At 35.5% G+C, this 25,940-nt stretch carries 22 protein-coding genes, 4 tRNA genes and 1 pseudogene; 8 read left to right on the plus strand and 19 right to left on the minus strand.

Going from position 1 to position 25,940, the window contains the following annotated elements; all coding sequences use genetic code 11:
* Positions 1-696: 696 nt before the first annotated feature.
* The gene (locus tag F606_RS0113885) at positions 697-3,330 is read right to left on the minus strand and encodes a KAP family P-loop NTPase fold protein (RefSeq protein WP_019554492.1); all 2,634 of its coding nucleotides are present in this window, start codon (positions 3,328-3,330) and stop codon (positions 697-699) included.
* Between the two features lie 350 nt (positions 3,331-3,680).
* On the opposite strand from F606_RS0113885, the gene F606_RS0113890 reads away from it, so the two are divergent.
* Positions 3,681-4,082, plus strand: a complete 402-nt coding sequence (locus F606_RS0113890; RefSeq protein WP_154651167.1) for a hypothetical protein — start codon at positions 3,681-3,683, stop codon at positions 4,080-4,082.
* A gap of 506 nt (positions 4,083-4,588) precedes the next feature.
* Here the strand turns inward: F606_RS0113890 and F606_RS0113895 are convergent.
* The 7 genes from F606_RS0113895 to F606_RS0113925 all read right to left on the minus strand — a co-directional run bounded on the left by F606_RS0113895 (position 4,589) and on the right by F606_RS0113925 (position 10,676).
* Complete coding sequence (locus F606_RS0113895) at positions 4,589-5,317, minus strand: DUF3307 domain-containing protein (RefSeq protein ID WP_019554494.1); 729 nt, start codon at positions 5,315-5,317, stop codon at positions 4,589-4,591.
* Between the two features lie 3 nt (positions 5,318-5,320).
* Positions 5,321-5,791, minus strand: a complete 471-nt coding sequence (locus tag F606_RS0113900; RefSeq protein ID WP_211210076.1) for a hypothetical protein — start codon at positions 5,789-5,791, stop codon at positions 5,321-5,323.
* Positions 5,792-5,810: 19 nt separating this feature from the next.
* Complete coding sequence (locus F606_RS0113905) at positions 5,811-7,277, minus strand: adenylate/guanylate cyclase domain-containing protein (protein WP_019554496.1); 1,467 nt, start codon at positions 7,275-7,277, stop codon at positions 5,811-5,813.
* Positions 7,278-7,828: 551 nt separating this feature from the next.
* Entirely contained in the window at positions 7,829-8,569 is a 741-nt protein-coding gene (locus F606_RS0113910) for a hypothetical protein (RefSeq protein WP_019554497.1), read from the minus strand.
* Between the two features lie 411 nt (positions 8,570-8,980).
* Positions 8,981-9,703, minus strand: a complete 723-nt coding sequence (locus F606_RS0113915; RefSeq protein ID WP_019554498.1) for a DNA-methyltransferase — start codon at positions 9,701-9,703, stop codon at positions 8,981-8,983.
* A 58-nt stretch (positions 9,704-9,761) separates the two neighbouring features.
* Positions 9,762-10,349: a hypothetical protein gene (locus tag F606_RS0113920; protein ID WP_019554499.1), complete on the minus strand. Its 588-nt coding sequence runs from the start codon at positions 10,347-10,349 to the stop codon at positions 9,762-9,764.
* Positions 10,350-10,424: 75 nt separating this feature from the next.
* Positions 10,425-10,676: a hypothetical protein gene (locus tag F606_RS0113925; RefSeq protein ID WP_019554500.1), complete on the minus strand. Its 252-nt coding sequence runs from the start codon at positions 10,674-10,676 to the stop codon at positions 10,425-10,427.
* 133 nt (positions 10,677-10,809) lie between these two features.
* Here F606_RS0113925 and F606_RS22380 point away from each other — a divergent pair, with 133 nt between their 5' ends.
* The 5 genes and pseudogenes from F606_RS22380 to F606_RS23970 form a co-directional block, all read left to right on the plus strand.
* Positions 10,810-11,310, plus strand: a complete 501-nt coding sequence (locus F606_RS22380; RefSeq protein WP_019554501.1) for a helix-turn-helix domain-containing protein — start codon at positions 10,810-10,812, stop codon at positions 11,308-11,310.
* Positions 11,311-11,503: 193 nt separating this feature from the next.
* On the plus strand, positions 11,504-13,168 hold the full coding sequence (locus tag F606_RS23500; protein ID WP_211210077.1) for a GIY-YIG nuclease family protein: 1,665 nt from the start codon (positions 11,504-11,506) through the stop codon (positions 13,166-13,168).
* Between the two features lie 105 nt (positions 13,169-13,273).
* A complete protein-coding gene (locus tag F606_RS0113940) occupies positions 13,274-13,600 on the plus strand; it encodes a DUF4258 domain-containing protein (RefSeq protein WP_019554503.1) in 327 nt (108 codons plus the stop codon).
* Positions 13,601-13,606: 6 nt separating this feature from the next.
* Positions 13,607-13,837: a type II toxin-antitoxin system MqsA family antitoxin gene (locus tag F606_RS0113945; RefSeq protein ID WP_019554504.1), complete on the plus strand. Its 231-nt coding sequence runs from the start codon at positions 13,607-13,609 to the stop codon at positions 13,835-13,837.
* 160 nt (positions 13,838-13,997) lie between these two features.
* A pseudogene (locus F606_RS23970) lies at positions 13,998-15,038 on the plus strand (recombinase family protein); the annotation flags it as partial.
* A 437-nt stretch (positions 15,039-15,475) separates the two neighbouring features.
* Here the strand turns inward: F606_RS23970 and F606_RS0113950 are convergent.
* The 6 genes from F606_RS0113950 to F606_RS0113975 all read right to left on the minus strand — a co-directional run bounded on the left by F606_RS0113950 (position 15,476) and on the right by F606_RS0113975 (position 21,031).
* Positions 15,476-15,550, minus strand: a tRNA-Arg gene (locus tag F606_RS0113950).
* A gap of 100 nt (positions 15,551-15,650) precedes the next feature.
* Entirely contained in the window at positions 15,651-16,058 is a 408-nt protein-coding gene (locus F606_RS21200) for a double zinc ribbon domain-containing protein (protein WP_019554505.1), read from the minus strand.
* Between the two features lie 82 nt (positions 16,059-16,140).
* On the minus strand, positions 16,141-17,484 hold the full coding sequence (locus F606_RS0113960; protein WP_019554506.1) for an MFS transporter: 1,344 nt from the start codon (positions 17,482-17,484) through the stop codon (positions 16,141-16,143).
* Positions 17,485-17,658: 174 nt separating this feature from the next.
* Positions 17,659-18,192, minus strand: a complete 534-nt coding sequence (locus F606_RS0113965; RefSeq protein ID WP_019554507.1) for a transcription repressor NadR — start codon at positions 18,190-18,192, stop codon at positions 17,659-17,661.
* A gap of 144 nt (positions 18,193-18,336) precedes the next feature.
* Positions 18,337-19,587 carry a C4-dicarboxylate transporter DcuC gene (gene dcuC / locus F606_RS0113970; protein ID WP_019554508.1) on the minus strand — a complete coding sequence of 417 codons (1,251 nt, stop codon included), beginning with the start codon at positions 19,585-19,587 and terminating at the stop codon, positions 18,337-18,339.
* Positions 19,588-19,702: 115 nt separating this feature from the next.
* Positions 19,703-21,031 (minus strand): amidohydrolase, encoded by a 1,329-nt coding sequence (locus F606_RS0113975; RefSeq protein ID WP_019554509.1) that lies wholly within the window; start codon positions 21,029-21,031, stop codon positions 19,703-19,705.
* 373 nt (positions 21,032-21,404) lie between these two features.
* On the opposite strand from F606_RS0113975, the gene F606_RS0113980 reads away from it, so the two are divergent.
* Positions 21,405-22,289: a LysR family transcriptional regulator gene (locus tag F606_RS0113980; RefSeq protein ID WP_019554510.1), complete on the plus strand. Its 885-nt coding sequence runs from the start codon at positions 21,405-21,407 to the stop codon at positions 22,287-22,289.
* A gap of 51 nt (positions 22,290-22,340) precedes the next feature.
* Here the strand turns inward: F606_RS0113980 and F606_RS0113985 are convergent, their stop codons facing one another.
* The 4 genes from F606_RS0113985 to F606_RS0114000 form a co-directional block, all read right to left on the minus strand.
* Positions 22,341-23,276, minus strand: a complete 936-nt coding sequence (locus F606_RS0113985; protein WP_019554511.1) for a hypothetical protein — start codon at positions 23,274-23,276, stop codon at positions 22,341-22,343.
* 221 nt (positions 23,277-23,497) lie between these two features.
* Positions 23,498-23,573 (minus strand) — tRNA-Val (locus F606_RS0113990).
* Between the two features lie 5 nt (positions 23,574-23,578).
* Positions 23,579-23,653 (minus strand) — tRNA-Glu (locus F606_RS0113995).
* Between the two features lie 4 nt (positions 23,654-23,657).
* Positions 23,658-23,733 (minus strand) — tRNA-Asn (locus tag F606_RS0114000).
* A 146-nt stretch (positions 23,734-23,879) separates the two neighbouring features.
* Between F606_RS0114000 and F606_RS0114005 the strand changes: the two genes are divergently transcribed.
* Positions 23,880-24,992 (plus strand): aminopeptidase, encoded by a 1,113-nt coding sequence (locus tag F606_RS0114005; RefSeq protein WP_019554512.1) that lies wholly within the window; start codon positions 23,880-23,882, stop codon positions 24,990-24,992.
* Between the two features lie 78 nt (positions 24,993-25,070).
* On the opposite strand, the gene speE is transcribed toward F606_RS0114005, so the two are convergent.
* Positions 25,071-25,904, minus strand: a complete 834-nt coding sequence (gene speE / locus F606_RS0114010) for a polyamine aminopropyltransferase (protein WP_019554513.1) — start codon at positions 25,902-25,904, stop codon at positions 25,071-25,073.
* Positions 25,905-25,940: the final 36 nt, after the last annotated feature.

Raw genomic sequence — 25,940 nt, forward strand, 5'->3', positions numbered from 1 at the left:
GGCCACGCCAGATTGTTTTCTTGAGCCAACCGAATGATTTTGTTTACGGTTTTCTTTGAGGCACCGCAGCTATATGCGATGTTCTGTTGGCTGAATCCTAATACGTGCAGGCGTAGGATTTCGCGATAGTGAGTCATAGAAATAACCTCCATAAAAATGAATTTACACCGAATGGTGTATAACTCCATTATAGGTCGAATTGGTTTCCATGACCGGAATCGCGGTTTCCAATTTTCCGGTAGGCCGGTTTCCTAAAGCCGGGCTGATGGTGTAGTTTGGACCATATTATTCACTCTACTGACCATTCGTGCAAAGCTGACCGAATTCAATAACCGCCCTAACCAACAACTTATAGTAGATCAAGTTACAACCTATATAGAAAAATACCGTGAACAAATAAAAAATAAGAGTGCAGATAATCTCCGCACTCTCATTCAGTCATTTATTGATAAAGTTGTCGTTTCACGCGATACAAACACGCTCAAGTTCAAGTTTGAGTTTACATGGTGCGCCTGGTCTAGTACCAAGCACACTCCAACCAGCTACCTTCTATATTATATACAGCCGAAGTCGATTAGCTGCATAAATCAACAGCCGTCACATAACGTGTCGGCTGTTTTTCTGTATTAAATTTGTTTAACCATGTTTGATTATATAACAACGCTAAATCTTAATCAAATTTATAAAATACTTTAATTATATACTATTTCTAACTAGTGTTAATATCTCTTTTTGTTCATCATACAAGTCATTAAAATTAAATTTTCCTATTCGCTTGCTTATTGATTGAAAATCTTCTCCTACAAGTACTTGAAATGATTGCAAATTAAAAACCTTAAATTTATTATATCCTTCATATCCAATGCTAACTTGCATATTTTCATAAATAAATAGGCTTAAGAAATGTATGAATAGCTTATCTTTTTCTATATATAAGCGAATATAATTTTTTACTATGTCATTATTTTTTTCCCACTTATTGATCCAAACATTCCAAATGTAAAGCAATGTTCCCAAATTTTTATTTCTTGAATATGGTTGATCGGTGGTCCATTTTTTTATTTCTCTTAAACTTATTTTTTCTAATTCATCTAGTGTTGTTCCTGAAAAGGTTCTGAATTCTTCTGGTTCTGGATCTTTTTTCAAATCGTATCTACCATGTTCTTGGTCAAAAATATATACTACTCCAACATATGAGAAAATTCCCTTGAAAGCATTATCAGAAAAAATATGATTTACTACCTCCAATATGATTTTATTTCTTAAGGTTTGATCTTGAAATTTATTACATAATCTAAGTACAATCCCAAAAATATCTTTACCTATAAAATCCGAAAGCGTAGAAATTTCATCACCTTCTCTAAGTAAAACGCTTAAAGCATTTTTTATATTATTATAATCAATATTAGGAAAATTTTCTTCAGCACCTATATAAGATGAAAAAACATCTAAAAAAATGTTTATTTTGTCGGTTGCAATTAAGCGATTAACATGTTTAGTAAACAAAACTTCATCTGAAAGTGACTTTAAAATATTTTCAATTTCCGAAGGCATGATTTCCATTTCATTCAAATCAAAATACAATTCAAAATTAAGTGGATGACATATACGGCGCTGCACGAAACATGAGTCAAAATAGTCTTTTTCATATCTTCGTGGCGGAATACTGTAAATATATTGCAATTGAGGAAATAATTGTAATAATATATTTTTATTGTCACAAGACTTATTAAGAATGGTATCGACTATTTTTTTTCTTTCATCTTGAGAATGTGTCACTCCCATATCAAAATAGTCAGTAAATATCTCTTTATTATTTTTAATACATTGATATGTTTCAAAATCATAAAGTTCAAATATTACGATTGTTAATAAATCTATTTCATTTATATCATTTTCCATTAGATCATATCTAAAAGAAAAACTATTTATCACCCTATTGACATCTCGGAGATTTTTTAAAAATTTTTTCATTCCACTATGCCATATATCATTAAAATATTTATCCGTTCTCACATCTTTATAATTATTATCATCGTTCTTCTTTTTATTGAGTAAAAAATTAAATTCATTGATAAATTGTTTATAAATTACCATCATTGGAATTAATGGAACTTCAAAATATAATTGAACAATTTTCTCTAAATATTCTTCTCCAAATTTTTGGATATCCTCATTCTGCCCCATACAAATGCTCGATTGTTCGGAATAGAGTCCTTTGCTTACAATTTCTTTATCAAAGGATAATAAATAAATCATATTTGGAAAATCAGCGACAGATTTTACTAACTGGAATATTTGTTTCAGTTCAGTATTATTAAGGCGATCAATATCATCAATTACCACAACCACAGGGAACTTCAATTTTTGAAATGATTCATTAATTTGAACTCGAATTTTTTGTAAATCTTGTATTTCATCTTTATCAAAAATAAATTTTTTCAAATAAGATATCATATTGGAAAACCCCATTATTTGTGGCAATGCTAATATAGAAACTTTTTCAAGTAAGAAAAAATATGTACCTAAAACTTTTTTTATATTCATTTCATCTTCTGGCAATCGACTAGAAAGTGCATTAAAAAACTGCTCTATTAATTGTTTTTGATCCGGATAATTCCATGGATTAAATTTTACTATATATGGACCATCCTGTTTTAAAGTATTTTTTTCAACAATTTTTAAAACTATATTAATGATAGATGATTTTCCGCTCCCCCATTTACCAGTTATTCCCACTACAAAGCTATGCGTACTATGATGATTACAAATAAACTTAGCAATTTTGTTATAAAAATTTTCTCGTTTAAATAAATCATCCGCAGAAGATTCAATGGGAGCATCTGTCTTAAAACAGCTTCTCATATTGGACTCTTTCCTGGTTTTTTCATTCCACTTTTTTAGTTTGCTAATACCATATCGCAAAAGAAAAAAGGCTAAAAACAAAATCGTAAATATCATCCCACGTACCAAAGTAGATGATGCCAGTTCTCCCACAAAAAGCATACTCCAAAAACATATTGGAAATAAAACTAAAACCTTATCTACTCTGACCGTAAAAGGTTTAATTGGTAATAAATAGATACATGAAAAAAACAAACATGTGAATAATAACAAGGTTCCTAATCCCATAAAGAAATTATTAGTTAGTATGTCATTAAATGAAGGTATCTTATCAATAAAAATTTGATTTTCAAAATGTTTATAAAAAAATAAAATAATTACTCCTATGCAGATATAAAATTGATGATTTTTTATTGTATTATAAGAAGACGATATACTAGATAGTATTTTTGACACCTTTGATATTATTTCAATTTTTGATTTCATATAATATACTCCGTTTTTTACTCCTGTAGCATTTTATTTGACAGAATTGTAAAAATACCTTTTTACTTACCATGTATATTATCCTTTTTATAATCGATGTTGTAATCAGCACCAACATATTAACCACCAAATAATACAATGAATTAAAAGGCAGAATGGAATAATCCACTTAAAGAATGTATTGATACTGCATTCTTTTTAATGATAGAATCTAAATGAAATCAATTTAAAAAGGGATGATATACTATGTTAAAAAAAAGGGCTTGCTCTTACTTTTTAGATTCGTACTATGCCTGACAATCACAATATTGCCACAGACCAATTCAACGGCTTACGCTGATTGGCACTATTTGAACGATGATCCTAATTTCCCTGTTTCCTATTATCACGCCAACTATCGTGAATATGTTGATTTAAACTCCTGCGCCTTTATTTTCAATAATGCTGACGAATATGAATTTGCGGTCGGGTATGTAGGTGTAGTTATCGGTGGTGGTTCTTCATATCACATACGGCATTATCGCCAACTAAAAGATGGTCATAGTTTGCCACAATTTTATAACGAAAATAAAAATCAATGGATAGCTATACCCCTATATCATTATTCTGAAATAGAAATGTATATTACATCTCATGGCTACCTAGGTTACATCAATGATTACCATGCTTACTCGTACTATATGTTCAAATACGCATATAAACAACTATGGGGTGTTGAATACTCAGATGAATTGAATGGAACCACACCATAATAAAAAGCTCTACTTTTGAACTTCTTTTTATATCATCAAAATTCAACCACTCCATGTTTACTGCTTTGTTTTAAAACCACCAAGCATTTACTTTTCCCGTATTTTACTGGTTTCATAATGACAAAATGGTGGCACCGATACAGATTTTGTGTTGGTGCCACCATTTTGTCATTATGAAACCAGATTTTAATTTTGCGATTTTATCCATTGTAAATCGAGTTTCTTCTATAAATATATATGTTAATTAATTTTAAATAATGCCACACTTTAAATATGCTCAAAACTAATTATAAAGTTTTTCAGCACAGCACGTTCGAACTAGTTTTTTAGAATCGTTTCATAATAATCTAGGTTCAATAGATGAAGTGCTTTACAGCATCACGGTTCTGCATATTATTTCTAGATGTATTACATACATTTTTTTATTTTTCATATAACAAAATTTCACCAATATTATCAGCCACACCCCATTGACCAATAATTTTTGTAGGCATACATGAATGAACTTATGGGACTACTTTTTGAATTGCAAGAGCCGTCAAGATAGCTATTAAAAAACTAATAGATGTTCCCAAGAAAAAGAACTCTCCGTTTTCATTACATTGTTCAACAAATGTCTTCCGTGCAATACCTTTTATCATAAATACAAAACCTATAGCAGTATACTGATTTATAAGAGCCAATGTAAGTATTAAAGTTCGTTCACTCATTCCAATATATGCACTAAGTGGAGATTTTCCTTCATTTTTAACATTGACAAATTTTTTAGGTATAGGTATTAAGTTTAGCGCCACGAACAATAATTGAATAAAATATCGTGCGAAAACTACTGCAAAAAGATAGCCTAATATATAAATCCATATTGTAAAGTTTTGATAACTCTCAACCAGTATACTCTGATAAAATAAGTAATGAATATAGCCAAAAGAAACCAATAAGAAAATCATCAATGCGATATGAAATATTTGGTCAAGTAAAAAACCCGTTAATCCTGTTCCTTGCTTCACTCTATCAATCAAATGAGTTAAAGCCATTAATCCAATACACGAGATAAAGCGAAAATCCCAGTATTCTACTGTACAAATAAGCAATGAAACAAAAATAACCATAATATGAATAAATAAATACGAGAGACTTGTCTTTTTTTTCTTAGCAATACCATTAGTTTGAAATACAAAATCACCTAAAAGATGACCTGTTATTAATTTTATTAATAACAATAACCCATTATCCAAAGTTTACCTCCTCTTTGTAATATGTTTTTTTGTAGAACTATCCTCTTTTAAGAGCAACTGAGTTCCTCTATCGCCATGTGGTAATTCATCTAAGCTCCAAATCGAATTCTTTTTATATTGCTCTACTGCAAAAAAGAGTCTAAGAACATTCAAAATCGATAAATATGTTCTGTTACAAGGTTGTCGCTGACTCAGTTCTTTGTCATGATGTGTACAGACAAGACCGTTCCCATTATCATGTTTATGCTCATATGGAACTGCAGCCCAATCAATTTTCCGCTTTACATCATACACTTTTGCAAAGTTCTTCGGGTAGTCGTTATATATAACACTAACAAAAATTGATTCTTTGTCACGTATTCTTTTTCTTGTACTTAACACTGATGGTAAACAAACGGGACCTGCTAAAGCAGGCCCTTCTGCAAAAATATTATACATTTTCAACTGCGGGAATTTTTTAATAAGGTTTTCCATATCTGTTTCAATAGAAACATTATCTTCTATGAGGTCGAACAACGTTCTCACGTTTTGCATTCACTCCCATCACATTTGTCATCGCAATTGCTGATTTTTTATTTTCATCGACAGTTCTTAGTTCTAATTCTACATCTTTTACTTCTTTTTTATAAGTAGACTCATCGATATTTGTCCGATAGAACCCAGTAGTACTAACAGGCTCTAATTTTTCTTCAATTACAATACCTTCTGGTAATGTTTCTTCAGCAATTTTACTAATTTGTTCCTTACATTCTTTCGATAACACAATTTCGTCATGTAATGCATATTGATCTTCGGCAACATCTCCAGATGACGCTGTTCTCCCCAATACCAATTTATCTTTATGCCCACGTGTACCTAAACATGTCGCATAAAATTCTCCGTAGCAAAGTCCAATTCCGACCTTAATTTGTTTATTATTTAACTCATCAGCATACTTATCACTAATTTCTTTCACGCCCGCCTTAATTTCAAGTGCAGCTTCAAACATTCTGACCATTTCATCACAGCGCTGACTATAAGTTTTATTAAATACCGCAACAATCCGATCCCCTTGGAATTGTACTCGAACTCCATCATGTTTTTCAACAGCTGAATTCATTTTTTTATACAAGTGTACTAAAATCAGTTTAAGATTATCTAAATTATTTCCTGAAACATTAAAAAGTTTTGTAAACCCACGAATATCCGCGAATAAAATTCCTGCTGTAATCTGTTTGTTTTTCTTTAAACTAAGCTGTTTAAAGTCAATTTTTGTTCGTGCATCTTCAAATTCAATTTCAGATAAATTAACTGAATTAGCTAGAGCTTTATATTCTTCTCGAATTGTCTCTAAAAAAGATGTTACTTCATCTCGCTTATTAAGCAACATATATTTTGAATAATAAATTGACGGACTTCCCTTGAGACATTCTTGAATTTCTTTAGCTTTAGATTCATCTACACTCTCAAACATTTTTTTATCTTCAACAGCTAGTTGTTCTCTAGCACCATCTGTAATATATATTTCTTTTGCCAATGAAAAGCTCGTCAGTTTTGCTGCTACATTAGCAACAGCCCCAATGGTAGTAAACTCGTCCAAACCTTCAATGTCGTATTTATAAAACTCACCATAATCTAATCCTGCTTGAACTTTAAATCTAGTATAATCTTTATATTTAGGAATTGAATTAAATATATCATCACTAAAATACATTGTCGCTACCAATAGATCATTAATGCGAATTTTATAGTTACCATCTGTTTCAGTTTCATTTTTTTCAAGAAAAATATGGCAACGTCCATTAGTAAACTTTTCAACCGTACCGCCATATTTTCGTACCACTTTGGTCAGACCACAAAAATACGTATGCAATCGATGGATAGATCTCTTTAAATCATCATTCTTACCTTCATCACCGTTAATAATTTCAACTATATTTTTAATATTCACATAAAAGTGAAATCCACATGTTTTATCCATTATTTCCTCCAATATATATTTATATTTTTTTCAAAAAGCCCATTCTCACCCTGTCAATCTTACTAATATCCTCAATATAAATGCCATTTCAACAAGGTTTTATAGTAATTCAGGCTCATGATTATGGATATCATCAGTCCACAATCTACGACAAAATTAATAACGTCTAGCAATATAAATAAATTACTAACCAATATCGGTCTAAAACGTTATGATTCCAAATAATCAATCTATATTAATTTCTCGAAAAAGACAGTGCAATGCAAATTCGCTCCTCTTCCTGCACATACTTTATTACAAAACATTGACAAATTGCATTAACCTAAGGTAAAATTATTTTGATTAGAATTTTACTAATTAATGTAAATATGTTTTGCAAAAATTCAATAGACGGCAATCTATTGAATTTTCTCTTTTTTTGAGAATAATTTTATTAGTATTCGTCTTGTTTTCCAATCCAATTTAAAACCATTAAGAGAATTCATATTGTATATTCCTCGTAATACATTTCAATGTATTACGAGGTTTTTATTTTAAATTGCAAAATTTTCTTATGTTTTTTTTATTAACCCAATTTTGTTAATAATTTTTTCAACATCCATATCTTCAATATCTACTCCAAGTTTTAATTGTTCTTGAATCTCTAAATCAAGTGTATTTTCTATATTCCTTTTAAAAATTTCCTTGGTCTTGTTTTCTTTATTTTTGTCAACAGCATCCTTAATCTCTTTGACTCTTTTTTTGAATTTTTCATAATATTCTTCATCAAGTGTTAATTTATTTTCTTTTTCAAGAGACATTATTTTATAACAATGGGAAATAAATATTTTTTCATTATCCGATATTTGCAACAAATCATTATTGCTATTTAGATATAAGAAATACGCTGCAAATTTTTTAAATATTGGCTCTCTACGATAACTGCCAATTAACATGTTAATAAAAATATATACGGATTCTTCAAAATCCTCTTGTTGAAGGTCAACTTTAATTCTACTCAAAATTGAAGTTATTAAATCTGTAGATTTTGTATCAAATTCGATTGTCCCAAGAACTTTATCTCTATTAATCAAATTATGATACTTGTACAATATGCGATTAAAATCATCTTTCGAATTAATGCTATCATTAAATAGCTTTTCAAATATTAATTGATACTTCTCATTTGGCAGCGTCTCATTTTTTTCAAACGTTGAAATATAAGCATTTAAAGTAGGCCTAGACATTTCCAACGCATTAGCAAAATAGGATAATTTAACATCCAATTCTTTTAGTCTGTTTTTTACATTCATCTTTACACCTCTTATTTTATAATACCACGTAAAAACATCTTTGTCAATATTTTACGTTTTAAAAACGTAAAGTTTTTACATAAAACGTAAAGCAGTATAACCAAAAGCAATATAAAAATGATACAACCTTCCCTTACCGTGTCGCTAGTTGGCACCAATCCGTACCTCAAATTTATCCTACAATTTTAAATACGACCTTTAACCTACATTACCACAAAATATGAACAAAAACCGTCCCATAAATATATATAGAAAAAGCCTCGACACCCAATAAAAGATGCCGAGGCTCTTGTCTTGCATATGATTTTTCATGGTCATTATTGTTTTAATAGGGAAATTTAAAGGTCAACGCCTTTTATTGCACTTAATACTTATATTCAAATTTAACAATTTATTTTTTTATAGTTCACTTTATTCAGCGATTCTTTTCAATCCTATCTCTGCATAACCGGTATCTTTTTCAATCCCTATAAACTGTCGCTTCATATGTTTTGCTGCAACAAGGGTTGTACCTGATCCAGCGAATGGGTCTAAAATGATATGACCTTCCGGCACAATAGAAACTAACTGTTCCATAAGTTGCGTCGGTTTCTCCGTCAAATTGAATTTATCACTTTGCTTTACGGGAAAGCGAAAGCACCCTGGATATGGTCCAGCGTGTTCTGCTTTTGGACATTTGCCTTTTGTTCCCCAAACAATATATTCACATTGGTGCCGAAAATATCCTTTATGTGGTGCCCTTGAGCCTTCTGTTTTATCCCAAGCAATCACACCACGCCAAGCAATTTCCCCAATTTGCAACGCATCGCTCGCTGTTGGTAGTTGGCGCCAATCCGTGAACATCAAAAAATATCCACCCGGTTTTAATACTCTATAACATTCAGATATCCAAAGATTACACCAATGAAGCCATGATCTTGAATCTTTGTTATCACCTAAAAAAGTTGGATGATGTGCATTTTTATTACCAGACTGCTGATATTTCATAATTGGATCTTGACACTTTTCAGCTATAGTTTTCCCTCCAGAAGAATATGGCGGATCTGTTATTACGGCATCTACGCTATTAGATGGTAATTTCCTTAAAACTTCTAGTGAATCTCCGTTTATGATTTTATTCAAATATTGCTGCATCTATTACACCTCATAATTAATTATATTGCTACGTCTTTTGCTATAGATTTGTTTTAAATTACCACTGCGCAGCCGTCCACGTGACAGTTGCCCCCTTTAAATCTGTTCCTTGAAAATGTACCAGGGATTCGAGTCGGTTTTGCTCATAACCAACCGTTTCATAAATCTTATCGTCCAGAAGCGTGGCCCCCACTTTGACTCGATGATCTTTTTGCAAATTGATTTTGTAAACGCCAACCTGATATTCTGTATTTTCCGGCTGTGGTACCACACTCGTTCTGTCCGTTTTTTCCAAGGCTGCCGGTGGCAACGTATCATCTTTTTTATTGATACGTTCTACTACATCAGCCGAAGCCTGTTTTATTGTGGGTGCTTGAACCGTGATATGCGTCACGGGCTGCACCTGATTGGTTTGAGCTTTATTAATTGCTTTGGATAAAAGTTCTGCGTTTTGCTTTGAGATCTGCAATTCATTTTGCAAAACGTTCATATCTTTCACCTGTTGTTCCGTCAATATTTTTGCTTCTTGCAATGCCGCCTCGGTTGTCTGTTGCTTCTGATAGAAATAATATACCGCCGCCCCAATAAGCAATATTAGTAAAATACCTATCAATAGCTTTTTCCAATTATTTTTTATAAAATCCATAGTTTCCCTCCATAAGAAAGAAAATGCCCGGCACTTCCTTTACAGGATAATGTAGGGCATTTCTGATTTTGTCTTTTATTGCACTACTTGTTCCGTTGATGTGTTTTCGAGCGTTTCTACTGGCGCAACCACTTCAACTGTTTTCGGTTCTTCTACCGCTGCCTTATTGACTACTTTTTCAATGATCTTTGCGATAATTTCAACAATGCCAACGATTCCATAACTGCGAATTTTCACCCATGGAGAACTTGTGACACTCGCTTTCGTTATTTTCAAAAACAAATTAGCACTTTTTAAATTTCCCTTTGAGTTTATGTGATTTTCCACTTGTAATTCTCCTCAATAATACAAGTGGCTTGTTTGTTTAGATATACATTATATTACCTACTCATTTTTATCAACAATATGTCTTGACTTTTTTACAAGTGACTTGTATTATTATTTACAAGGAGGTGCCCGCATGAATTTAAACCAGAGAATAAAAACCGTACGAAACCATTTCAAATTCAATCAAAAAGAATTTGCTGATCGACTAGGACTTACTCAAAGTGGTGTTAGTTGGATGGAAAAAGACGGAAATAATATTTCTGATCAAAATATTCGTTTAATATCGTCTCTTTTTAATATCAATGAAGATTGGTTGCGCACCAATGAAGGTGATATGCTTATAGAATCTGATGATTCTCTATTCACCGCTTTCGCAGAAAAATATAACTTAACAAAGGCTGAACAAAATGTAGCTCGCTACTGTCTGCAACTCACATCCACTCAACGTGCTGAAATTCTTAATCACGTGGTAAATGTTGCTGAAATACTTAAGACCACTCCATCTATCGAAAAACAAAAACCTGTTCCAAATAATATTGAACAAGAGGTCTCAGATTACAGGCAGGAGTTAGAGGCTGAAAAACGGGCGCAATTAGTTTACGAAAATTCAGACGAAATAAAAAAAGCAAAATAAAAAAACCGCTCAAAGGCGGTAAATATCTTTTAAATATGACTATTTTTTATTATACAATTGAAAAAAGTATAAATGATTTTTTTCAATTTGTGTCAATTTATCCATCCTTTCATAACTAGTAATAATAATTTTCCGAATTCTCACGACACATAAAAAGGCATGAAAAAACCGCACAACGGCTGTAACTATATCAATGAAAGAAGTTGTTTATATGGAAGAATATGAATATCCTACGCCATGGTATTTATCAAATGTAATCATTATTGCTATTGTTTGCCTTGGAACCTTTATCCCCTTTATTTCTTTTTTGGCACTTCCACCTCTTATCCTACGATTTAAAGGTATGAAAAAACATTACAATGACATACGAGACCTAATCAAAAAAGATATTGAGCAAGCTAAAGAAACGGCCTCCAATATCATTCATGCAGCTGAAAACAAGGCCGAAGATATCGAACGCTCAAAAACTGCATCGTTATTTTCATTAGATGAAAAAATTTCTAACCGCCAATCTATTATGGAGCAAATAATCAAAGATGCTTCTGCCGATGCAGAAGCATCTTTGGTAGATATAAAATCTCACTTATCAAATATAAATGCTGAAATTGAAAAAAAAGATTTTTATATCAACGAAGTGAATCGCATAAAAGAAGAAATCACCTCACTAGATAAAAAAGTAAGTTCTCGCCAAGAAAAGATAGACCACCTTATGTCTATTCAAAAAAGTGTAAACAATGCAATAAAAACTTATTTCAAAAACTCAACAGCACCATATGATCAATCATTGGTTCTTCCGCAAGAATTTATTAAAGATATAACAACGTTGGCTCCATCAATCACTCTAAAACTTCACAGTATGGATTACAAAGATTTACGTCGTGCTTTCAAGGCTAACGAAAAGCTTATTGATGAAACATTAACCCGATATGAAGGACGCTATACCACTAAAACGAATCGTGCTATTTATCAATTAATGGTCATCGGGCTACGGGCTGAATTACAAAATGTATTATTCACCCTCACATACTCAAAATTAAATGAAGCGATAGCCGCCATTAAGGAAATCACCAATAAATATTTAAATATCGCTAGAGATGGCAGCCAAACAATTTCCTCAACCCTGGCAAAATTTATCGGTGAATTGGAACCTCTTTTTATTGATTCAGTCAAAATCGAATACGAATATTACACAAAAAAAGAAGCTGCTCGACAAGAACAAGTTGTTTTGCGCGAACAAATGCGGGAAGAAGCTGAAGAACGCCGCATTTTGAAAGAACAAGCAGAACAAATGGAAAAAGAATCATCTAAATATAAAACAGAAATTGAGAATATTAATCAACAGCTCCTATCTTCAACAGATACCGAAAAGAAACAGCAACTTCTAGAAAAAGCAAAAGAACTCGAAGCTCAATTAAAAAACATCGAAGATAAAAAAGAAGAGATTATTAATCTTCAAAATGGTAAAGCAGGCTACGTTTACGTTATTAGTAATTTAGGATCATTCGGTGATGATGTCTTTAAAGTCGGAATGACAAGACGTCTTGACCCGCAGGAACGCATTGATGAGCTAAGCAATGCCAGTGTTCCATTCAGGTTTGACGTCCATAGCTTTATATTTTCTGAAAATGCTGTTCAATTAGAATCCGATCTTCACACTGCGCTGGAATCAAATCGTCTCAATAAAGTTAATTCTCGCAAAGAATTTTTTAAAATTCCTTTGGATGATATTGAAACATTGGTTGATAAATTTGATCCAACTGCTGAATTCAACAAAACAATGTTTGCAGAACAATATCATCAATCACTTTCAATAGCTGAAGAAGACACTTCTGTTTCAGAAGAATTTATTTCTGCATAATAAAAAAACCGCTCTTACATCAGCAAGAACGACAAAATTTTACCCATATAAATTTTCATTAACAATATGATGGCAACAAATATATCCTATAGAAAAGGAGTATGTATGGAATTAAATAATGATCTTAATATTGTCAGAATTCGAGAACTATGTGAAGCTGGTGCATTACGCTGGACAAATCATATTCTAGCTCGTATTTTGCAACGCGGAATTTCGACAGAAGATGTCTCCCATGCTTTAATACATGGTCAAATTATAGAAAGTTATCCCAACGATTATCCATATCCCAGCCATTTGGTTTTAGGAATATCTTATCAATGTATCTATCTTCACGTTGTATGTGGTATAGGTGACTCTGATTTATGGCTGATAACAGCATATTATCCTAACCCCACTGAATGGGAATCTGATTTAAAAACTCGAAAGGAGTAGATTTATATGAAATGCTTTATGTGTAAAGGTCATCTAGAAGATAAACTTACAACCTTTATGGTTGATTTGGGCAAATGTATCGTCATTGTAAAAAATGTACCTTCACAAGTTTGCTCCCAGTGCGGTGAAGTTTCCTATAACAATGAAGTGGCTAAAGAACTTGAGAAAATTGTTAGTACCATGCGTGCTTCTCTTACTGAAATTGCTGTAGTAAATTACCCACCAAATGCTGCTTAAATAAAAAAGCCGCCCCTGCGTCAACAGGAACGGCCGAAGACGATTAACCAAGGTCAATCCTCCACTACACTTTGAATTATAATGGATAGACCTACCTTTTGCAAGGAGGTCTATTTTTTATACAAAAAAACAAAAACTTATTAATTGAAAGGATGATTTTATGATTGCTGCACTATATGCTCGTTACTCAAGCGACAATCAGCGCGAAGAAAGTATTACCGCCCAATTGCGTACTGGACGCGAATACTGTAAACGAAAAGGATACTCTATTATCAAAGAGTATGCCGATGAAGCGATGACCGGCACAAATGATAATCGACCAGGTTGGCAACAAATGATGAGAGATGCCGAGCACGGTATGTTTGAAACCTTAATCTGTCACAAGATTGACCGTATGGGGCGCGACGAGTACGAGTACTACACAAATAAGTTTAGGCTTAACGGTTGGGGCGTACATGTTGATTTTTCTGCTCAACCCATCGACAGCTCGACACCAGAAGGCGCCTTAATGGAAAATCAGTTAGCTGGTTTTGCTGCCTACTATTCCCGAAACCTTTCCAAAGAGGTAAAAAAAGGATTAAAAGAAAATGTTCTTGCTGGTTTGCTCACTGGTGGTAAACCACCGTTTGGCTATGGTGTTGATACACAAAAACGATATGTCATCAATGATTACGAAGCAGTAGCCATTAAATATATTTTTGAATCCTATTACAATGGCTCTGGCTACATTGCGATATGCAACTGGCTCAATAGTCACGGATACCGCACTCGGCGTGGCAATACCTTCGGAAAAAACTCCATCCACGATATGCTTACGAACCGGCGATATATTGGTACCTGCATCCTTGGCAAAAACACAAAATCTTTAAACGGCAAACGAAATAACCACCGCCCTGACCCTAAAGATTTAATTGTTGTAGAAGATGCCTGCCCGGCTATCATTGATAAAGAACTATTCCGAAAGGTTGCTGAAAAAATGCAAGCAAATAAACACGCACCTGGTGCCTATCGAGCCAAGCACACTTACCTTTTATCGGGTCTTATCGTTTGTGGAGAATGTGATTCTGCTATGACGGGATCTATGAGTAGTAAACGCAACGGTGAGCCTATCCGATATTATCGTTGTAGCCGCAAAAACAATAAGGGTACTCATGTTTGCAAAAATAGAAATGTATCCGCAGACGACCTTGAGGGACTGGTTTTAGCAGAAATGGGAAAAATCTATCTTGACCCAAAAGCGATTGATAGTCTGATGGATCGCGTCACGAAAATTTATAATGATCGAGCTAATAACCAAACCACGCAGTTAGCTGAACTGCAAAAAAAAGAAAATGCCGCACGCCGTCGCTTAAATAATATTTACACAAGCATTGAAGATGGCGAAGCAGATGAATTTGACCTTGAACGTTTGAAGCAAACAAAAAAAGAGCTGCTCTCCCTCCGCGCTGATCACACGGAATTAGAAAACAGCTCTATCCCTCCACTCTCAAAAGAGCAGATTGTTAAATATATCGATAAATACCGCGATGACTTGCACAGCAATGATGCTACACGACTACGTGCACTCATCAATGCTTTCATCGAAAAGATTATTGTAACTACTGATACAATAAGGATTCGGTACCGGTTGGAGTTTGTTGGTGCGCCTGGTGAGAATCGAACTCACGCCTTTAGCTCCGGAGGCCAACGCTCTATCCACTGGGCTACAGGCGCACATCATCGGAACAGGATTTATTATAGCATATCTGTTGATTCATGTCCAATAAAATCCAAATTTTACAAAATGAAAAGTCATTCGTCGGATTCTTCCACTTTACTTTTCTGGTGTTTTCGTCTGACAATTTGGGCAGACTTTCCAATCACGTTCCAGTTCATACTGACATTTTTCACAATAAAGTTTTAGGGTGTAACCACAATGTGGACAATTATTGTATTCTTCATTGACCTGTTTCCCACACATTGGGCAGTCAATAACCACTCCTGAAAATTTCGCCTCTGCTTCAATTGTAATATTTTCCATGGTGTCTTTATTTTCCGGTTTCGCTTTCAGCTGAGGTTTGCGGCCCAGAATTAAATATAAAGGGAAAAATAAATACACCGTAAACAAGGTTCCAATTGACCAAAGTATAATCCACAGCTTTGTATAACCCCACTGTTTTGCATCTTTATACACCCAAACAGCTGCAAGCAATCCTGCTAACAGCATAATATAATGAAACATAAAATCCTCCTGCCAATAAATAAATTTCATGTTTTCTATTATAACATATTTTGTCGATCAGATACATTTTCCTTACCACGACTTAGCCTTTGCTGATTTCATCTAGTTTCAAGCCTTTTGTTTCCGGTCCAAATAAAGCAACAATACCAGCCACACCAAGCATAACAAGCGTAAACATCAAAAAGATGTCTTCAAACCCACTTTGCCTCGCCAGCATGATCCCAACAACGGTTGGCGCTAAAACTCCACCAACTCTACCAATTGCTGCCGCCCAGCCTGAACCAATCGCCCGAATCCGCGTTGGATAAAGTTCCGGCGTGTAGCTGTAGACAACCCCCCATGCACCAAGATTAAAAAAGGACATCAAGCTTCCCCAAATCAAAATTACTCCGGCTGTACCACCTTGTCCAAAAAAATAGGCACACACTGCACAACTCCCGAGAAAGCTCACTAGCGTTGCTTTCCTGCCGATTCGTTCGACAAAATAAGCGGCTGCCAAATATCCTGGCAATTGTGCGATCGTCATAATCAGTACATACTCAAAACTTTTAATTTCCGTAAACCCATTGCTCACCATCAACGACGGCAGCCAGGTAAAGATCCCATAATAAGAATAGACGATTCCAAACCAAAGACACCATAACATCAAAGTTCTTTTTAAAAATGCAGGCTGTAAAAGTTCACGAAAAGAAATTTTCACCTTAGGCAATAGCGTCTGTTCAAGGCAAGCAGATTCGGCATCGAGTAAACTGTCTGGGCTAATGATACCAGCCTGTTTTTCAATCCGTCTGACAATTTTATCAGCCGCCACAAAATCTCCTTTATTGATTAAATAGCGAACGGACTCTGGTACCATATGGAAAATATAAAATACATAAAGAGCCGGTAGTGCTCCCAAAATAAAAGCAACGTGCCAGCCAAAGCGCGGGATCACCAAATAAGAAATCAGAGCTGCTGCAAGCCAGCCCAGCCCCCAAAAGCTTTCCAGCAGAACAATGAAGCGCCCTCTCAAATGAGCTGGAGCAAACTCTGTTACCAAGGTCACCGCTACCGGCAATTGCCCACCAAGTCCAAACCCCACTAAAAATCGAAAAACCAACAAGGATTCAAAACTCCAGGCAATACTGCAAAGGCCCGTTGCTACTGAATATAGGAGAAGTGTTGCCATAAACATTTTTTTACGGCCAAAGCGGTCAGCTAGTTCTCCCGCCAATACAGCTCCAATTGCCATTCCAACTAATCCTATACTGCCAATATACCCCATTTGCGGCGTTGACAAGCCCCAAATTTTTGCTAACGTTGGTAAAACAAAAGCAATAATGCCTGTATCCATCGCATCAAACATCCAGCCAAGTCCAGTAACAAAAAGTAATTGATAGTGAAATTTATTTACGGGTATTCTTTCTAAGCGATTAATTAAGTCCATGTTATTTACACCTGTCTTTACAGTAAATTTGTCATGTTCTCATTATAACGATGAATCGCTGGAAAGACAAGAGCTGCTTTAATAAAAAATAACACCGCCCAGCTAAATACCGGACAGTGTCAAGTGCTCCTAAGTTGCATTAAATATGCACTCTATATAGCAATGGCAGACTATTTACCGCTGTTCATTTGCTTCTTCAATCAAAATACCTTCTGAGCGTAAATCTTGTTTGATAGCCTGCAAGGTTTCCTCATCGGGAACTTCAATCGTATGTAAATGAACCCCCCCCGTAACAATAAGCAATAAATTTGCCGCACAATCTTTCACTTTTTTTAGAAAATTAGCCACATCTTTACGAGTGGAAAGTAATAAATCTACGCGAATTTCACCATAAAGTGGATGTTCTACGCAAACATCACAAATTTTACCGCCATTATCAATAATAATTTCCAATTCGCGCGCTAAACCATTATTGTCATGCCGACAGGCAATCATAGCGATTAATTTTTTTGTCTCACCATGATCTGGTATCACATAACCACGTGGCGTTGCATACACTTGAGTACCCATCGCACGAATAATTCCAATGTCACCCACAATAATTTGCCGACTGACATTGAATTCTTTCGATAGTGCTGTTCCCGTAACTGGAATACGTGAAGCCACTAAACGCTGCAATACTTTTTCACGCCGTTCTTCTGTATTCATATTGGAATCCCCTCCAATGCTACTTGCAAATTTAATCGTATGAATCTTCTTTATTATAATAGATCAAACAAAAAAAGCAATATAAAACAAAAGAGCCTTCACAAAAGGAAGACTCTTTTAAAGAGTAGAAAAATCCTGAAATTTTTAATTTAAAAGAAAAAACATTCCCACAACCATCGCTAAAATCATTGGCAGACAATTACGTTTGGCAATTTCCATTGGATTTACGCCAGCAATACCAGCTACAATAATCGTTGCACCAGCAATTGGTGACATAGTTCGACCTAATGTTCCACCTAACGTGGCCATACTCCCCATCTGAACTTGTGACAAACCAAAATCTTGTGCATGTGGTGTGATGGCTTCATTAAAGGCAAAAGTTGCTGCATCGCCGGAACCCATGATGACACCAAGAACAAACGGACCAACAGCCGCGCAAATTTTTACAATGGCTGGATTATTCAGCATGATATCCATAAAATCACTGACCAGCCCCATCGCCGTAAGGCCTGATACAAAGACTCCTGCTGAAATGATAATCCCTATAATGCTGCCATAGGCTTTCCCCATGCCTTCAAAAAAAGCATTACTGAGATTAACTGGATGCGTTCTTGTTACAAAGAGCGAAATGGCAGCTCCAATCAGCATAGCTTGTGGCACGTCCATTTTAACCTTGTCAACAAAAAGAGTTGAACATACGATAAGAATAGCAATTGGCAAAATCGGCATTAATGCATATAAATAATTAACCTTAAACGATTCATCTGCTTCAAATCTGGTGGATTGATAGCCTTTATGTTCTTTTAAATAATAAGCCGTTAATGTAATAACGACCGCGGCCGTCAGTAAGGATGCTATATTGGCTTTATAGTGAAAACTGATGACATCCATTACACTGACACCGGCAATTTTCGCAACAAAAGGATTATGGGCCAAGCCTGGATTGAGCATACTTCCATACGTACCACATTTGACTGCAGCTGCCGCCATTGCAGGATGAACACCAGCCGACATCATCAGTGGAACAAAAATTGCTCCAGCTGCAGCTGCCGTACCAGCCGCACTTGGCAAGGCAACATTGACCGCATACGTAGCCAAAACTACCCCAGGAATCAAAAACGGGCGGAACCGAGATAACGCTTTAGCCATAAAATTGATCAAATGTTTATCACACTGGGTAATCTTCATCACCATAGCAAATCCCATAACGGAACAAACTGCCTGGATCAAACCGCCATTTGTCATATTTTTAGCGAAAGAGTCTAGTGAGCTCATGGGCACACCACCAATACAGGCCATAATAATACCGGAAGCCAGTAAAACAAATCTTGCATCATACTGCTTTATTAAAAAATACACTGTAGCAATAACTATAAAAAGTCCTACGATCATCATCACAATTACAACACTCCCAAATTTTCAAGTATCTATATTTAAGCGGAAAAAAATTGCGTTTCCAGCAATAAAACCAGAAACGCCTTTTCTACCGCAAATTGAAACTTCATTGTTTCTAAACTTTCTCTATGAATTTATCTGTCAATAACTGTGCAGTGACACTGCTTAAAAGCTTTGCAGCATAGTCCAATGCCGTTTCATCAAAATCAAAATATGAATCATGATGACCAGCAGCTAGGTCGGCACCAACCATCATGTAAGCAGCTTGGCCACCTTTTTCCTGGACACGTTCCATATAATAAGAAAAATCTTCACTTGCCCCAAAATCAGCAGTTGGTACAATATCATCAAAAATTGCAAGGCGTTCGGCAACCATTTGAACTTTCTTTGATAATTCTGGCGTATTGCTGCCCCCGGCAGCACTTCCAACTTCTCTAATTTTAATCTTTACATCATACATTGCTGCTGCTGCTTTTATAATTCGCAATGCCTCGCCAGCCATATATTGATTAATTTTACTTGTTGCACCTCGTGTTTCAAGTTTTAGCACAGCCTTATCACCGATGATGTTGCGGCCACTTCCAGCCACTAAACTACCAACATTAATACGCGAAGCACCATCACCATGGCGAGAGATCGCATGTAAATTAAGAGTTGCGCACGCTGCGGCCAATAGAGCATTTCTCCCGGCTTCTGGTGCCGCTCCGGCATGTGCAGGTATACCGATAAATTCTGCATCATATTTACTCGTAGCCAAAAAGCCCGTAACATCACAAGCTACTTGTCCTGTATGCTTCATTTTAAAACCAAAATGCGCTCCCAGCATATAGTCAACATCATCAACAATCCCGCTAGCTGTCATTGCCCTTGCCCCACGCACGCCCTCTTCTGCGGGTTGGAATATCAGCTTTATTGTACCAGCCAATTCATCTTTTAGTGACATCAAAACCTGCGCTACCGTTAAGCCAACAGCAGTATGTCCGTCATGACCACACGCATGCATGGCACCATTTTTTTTTGAACCAAAACCACATTTATATGGTCTGTGGTCTTCTGTTTGTGCCTCGCAAACATCATTAGAATCCATATCAAAACGCAAGGCAACGACTGGTCCTGGCAACGCAAATTTAAAGACAGCCATAACACCCGTTTTACCACCAGCCATTTGATTGACAAACTCGGCCTTCGCTCCGCTTTTTATAGCTTGCTGTGCTGCCTCTTTAAGAATTGCCGCCCCGGGTACACCCATCATCTTTTCAGGATCAAGAACCGCATCCCCCAGTGATACCGCATACCCTAAATTTGTCAATGTTTCTGCTGCAAAAGCTGCCGTATGAAACTCCGTCCATCCCGGTTCAGGGTAGGCATGTAAAAATCTTCGTCGTTCAATTGTAAGTTGTTTCAATTTATCTACCTGCACAACAACTTTTTCATCCAATACCATCTCAATCACTTCTTTCCAAGGGTGCAAAATGAATCGCATAAAAATTTTAATGAAATACGATTTTATATTCCGCGAATATCCTCTTGATAAAAACAAAAGGTCGTTTTATAAAAACAATATGTATAACAATGAAACTGTAACGCATGTATTTATTATAACAGATGACAATTTGTTTATTATATTAATTTTTTATTCTACGATAAATATAAATGTGATTTAATAAGAATATAAATCTTTTTGTTTAAAAATCAAGCCTTTATTATGTTATAATAAAAACACTTATTATTTTCACCGACTGCCAGAACCATAATAAAAATAAATCAATCGAGATGTTCTGGTTTATAGTTGCGTGTAAGGAAACGGAGCTTAAAGCATGGAATTAAAGCAGCTTGAGTATTTTCTCACAGTAAGCAAATTAAAAAGCTTTACACTTGCTGCCGAGCAAATGTACGTATCCCAACCAGGCGTAACTACCGCCATCAAACGTCTCGAAGAAGAACTAGGGATTCAGCTTTTTATCCGCAATAAAAAGAATGCCACACTCACAGCTGAAGGCCGCGTTTTTTTTAATCATATTGAGATCATTATGAATGATGTTTCCAAAGCAATTACCAGTGTTACCGAACTAAAAAACCTTAACAACGGAAACATTCGAATCGGACTTTCTCCTGTTACCGGCGTCTCGGTATTAACCTTTATTCTAGCAAAATTCCATGCATTATACCCTTCTCTTTCATTGATTTTTATTGAAGATGGCTCCTTGCAACTTCAAAAACAATTAGAAGAAGGTCTTATCGATTTTGCTATTATCAGTATCTCTGGAAAAGATTCGCTCGACATGCTTGAAATTCACCCCCTTGGTCAGCAGGAGTTTCGTATTGCTCTGCCAACTTATCATATGTTCAAAGACAAAAAACAGCTTAAACTCATTAATTTAGCGAACGAAAACTTAATTTTATTTAAAGAAAATTGTTTATCAAGAAAAATTTTACTCGATATGTTTCATCGTAGCGAAATTGAACCAATAATCAGTTTTTCTTCAAATTCCGTGCAAACAATTAAACGATTCATTGTTTGTGGCAGTGGAATTTCACTGCTGCCCGCCGAGGCTTTAGAAGATGACAAAAGCATTTGTTCCCTAACAATAGACCCACCATTATATATTCCATTCGGACTAGCCATCAAAAAAAGCAATCACTTATCGCATGCAGCCGAAACGCTGATCGAATTTATCAAAAACGCCCTGTCAAATGAATAAAAACGGACCGCTGCAACAATTTCTGCAACGGTCCGTTTTTATTTTCCATGGTTATTTTATTGTGCTTAATTTTTTTGACAAACTTAAATATTTTTCATTAAGCGAACTGATATTTTCAAGGGTCTCAACAATTTCCCGATTTGATGAACCATCCTGATCGGCTGTTTTGCTATTAGTGGATTTTTCATAATAATCGACCATCGTTATATGCGGTGAAATTTGATTGGCAAAAGATTTCATAACCGCATCATGCATTGTAAAAATCAACTGATTGCTTTCCGTTAGCAAACATTCAAGTTCATTTGCTATACATGACAAATCACCGATCTCGTCATTCGCTTGATTCTGGACAACCGCCTGCCGCAATTTAGTGGTAAGCATCGCTACCTGCCGAGTTACCGTTTGTTGAAAATAAGCTGCACTCCATTGAATCAATAGACAAGCAGACTGCATGGAAGCGACACGATGAATACCAATAATATGTACATCCGTTCGCAAAAAATCTGCATACGGCGGAGAAAGCAAAATAGTCTCACCAACTTGCTTTGCTATACCAATAATATATTTTGCTTTTCGCAAAGATGCTGCAAGCTTTTGTTCAGACAATTCTTCATACCCAAGCAAAATGAACTCAACTTCCCGAATTCCCACCCGATGGCAAGATTCAACCAATCGCTTTGCATATTTTGAATTTGAATTGAACACATATACTGTTTGTCCAACCGGTATACGAGCTACTTCAACAAAAAATTGTGACGTTGGTTGTAAATCTAAAACAATTATCTTGTTAGAAGGCACTCTTTTTGCCAATTCTTCCGCCTGCGTTGTCGCACAAATAAACAAATCTGCCATATTGGTATCTGTTATTTCCTTGGTTATAACGAGCATTGCATCTCGTACAAGATTCCCTAAAATCAAACGCACGGCGTCAAGAACTTCTTCGGCATTCATCGTATTACTTCCAGCCACGGCTATATTCAATTTCAAAAATTTCTCCCCCCTTTTCCCTTTTGGTACACGAAACATTTATTTCACTCGACAAACAATTCATTTCTCAATAAACGCTAAATACTCGTTATTATTATCGATTATAGCAAATCAAAGTAATAATGCACAGACTTTTATTTATAACAAAAAAACCTCATCCTTAATGGACAAGGCAGTAAATATACTATATAAAAGGATTCGTTAATCCATAAATATTTCATTGGTGGGCGATGACGGGATCGAACCGCCGACATCCTGCTTGTAAGGCAGGCGCTCTCCCAGCTGAGCTAATCGCCCGAAAATGGTGACGCGTATGGGATTCGAACCCATGAAACCGCCGTGAAAGGGCAGTGTCTTAACCGCTTGACCAACGCGCCATTTTGGCTCCTTGAGTAGGACTCGAACCTACGACCGATCGGTTAACAGCCGATTGCTCTACCAACTGAGCTATCAAGGAAGGAACATTAACTATTATAATGCAATTAAAATACAAATGCAAGCTTTTCTTATTTTTACATCTCTATCTTTGGCAAATTCTTGTCTATGAATCCCATTTAGTGGTACAATACTTAAATAAATTAATTTATAAAGGAGACGTATCGTATGGATCCAAGAATAGAAACTCTTGCGAAAAATCTAATTCAGTATTCAACGAATTTACAAAAAGGTGAAAAAATATTAATTGAAATTTTCGATAGTGGGAATCCCCTCGCCAAAGCTATCATAAAGGAAGTCTATAAAGTTGGCGGCATACCTTTTTTATCAAGCAAAAACAATGAGCTCCAACGTGAACTGCTCATGCATGCAAGCAAAGAACAAATGCAGTTGATTGCGCAATATGAATCCATGCGGATGCGAGAAATGGATGCTTATCTTGCGGTTCGTGCCAGTGATAATGTTAGTGAACTTGGTGATGTACCATCCGACAAGATGAGCCTTTATCAAACATACTGGTCAAGTCCTGTCCATAGTGAAATCCGCGTTCCACTTACAAAGTGGTGCGTAATGCGCTATCCAAACGGCCCCATGGCACAGCTTGCCAATATGAGCACCGAAGCATTTGAAGATTTTTATTTCAACGTTTGTAACCTGAATTATGCAAAAATGGATACGGCCATGACGCCACTGGTAAATTTAATGGAACGTTCTGACAAGGTACATATTGTTGGACCAGGAACGGATTTGGTATTCTCGATAAAAAACATTGCAGCGATTAAATGTTCCGGCACGTGCAATATTCCTGATGGTGAAGTATATACTGCGCCAATTAAAAACAGCATCAATGGTACTTTGGCTTATAATACACCCGCTGTTTATCAAGGTGTTACGTATGAAAATATCAAACTTACCTTCAAAGATGGAAAAATCATTGAAGCGACGGCAAATCATACAGAACAAATCAATCAAATATTCGACACAGATGCTGGAGCTCGTTATGTCGGTGAATTCTCTTTCGGTTTAAATCCTTACATCATAACACCAATGAAAGATACATTATTTGATGAAAAAATCCGTGGCAGTTTTCATTTTACACCAGGCAATGCGTATGCTGAAGCCAATAATGGCAATAAGTCTGCTATCCACTGGGATCTGGTCTGCATCCAGACACCAGAATACGGCGGCGGTGAAATTTATTTGGATGATGTTCTCGTACGTAAAGACGGCCGTTTTGTCTTAGAAGAATTACAAGGCCTAAACCCTGAAAATCTCAAATAATAGAATAAGCAAAGGGCGATCTCAAAAAAATTGAGATCGCCCTTTTGTGTAAACAAAAATAGCAGCAAAAGACTTTGCTTATTTAATCAGTTCTTTTACAAAATTAGGTAATGCAAACGCCGCTTTTTGTAATTCTTCATTGTAGTATTTTGTTTCAAGTTTTTGACGATTGCTTAAATCTACATCCTTGGATGCATATTTTTTTGAACCAATCGTAAAGCAATGCATCCCACCTGGATAGATAGGAATATGCGCCAAATACATTTCATGAATTGGAAAAATATCTTTTATATCCTTGCTCAAACGCTGGATAAGCGGCTGATGATAAAATGGCGATTCCGTCTGTTGCACAAATAAACCATCTGGTTTGAGTGCTTTATAGACATTTTGATAAAAAGCATGCGTAAACAGGCCTTCACCAGGACCGATTGGATCAGAACAATCTACAATAATTACATCGTATTCGTTTTCAGCCGCTGCCATATGTCCAATGCCATCACCGATTTTAAGATCCAATTTAGGGTTATTCTCCAACATTGCTTTACTGATTTGCGGCAAATATTTTTTAGAAACTTCGACCACTAAACCATCAATTTCTACCATTTCAACTTTTTCTACCGTATCATGACGAACTACTTCGCGAACTGCACCACCATCGCCACCGCCGATAACCAAGACTTTTTTAGGATTTGGATGAATGAATAACGGAATATGGGCAATCATTTCATGATAGACAAATTCTTCAGCAATACTAGTCTGAAAAACACCATCTAAAACCAGCATACGACCAAATTGATACGTATCAACAACGGCTACATCCTGAAATTCAGATTTCCCCGCAAATAAAGTTTCTTTAACCCTTGTTGTCAGACCTAAGTATTCGGTCTCATTTTCTGTACACCATAATTGCATAAAAACGACTCCTCTGTTTGTTAGTTTAATCGATAA

This window comes from Propionispira raffinosivorans DSM 20765, from assembly GCF_000381065.1.
GTDB classification, from domain to species: Bacteria; Bacillota; Negativicutes; order Selenomonadales; family Selenomonadaceae; genus Propionispira; species Propionispira raffinosivorans.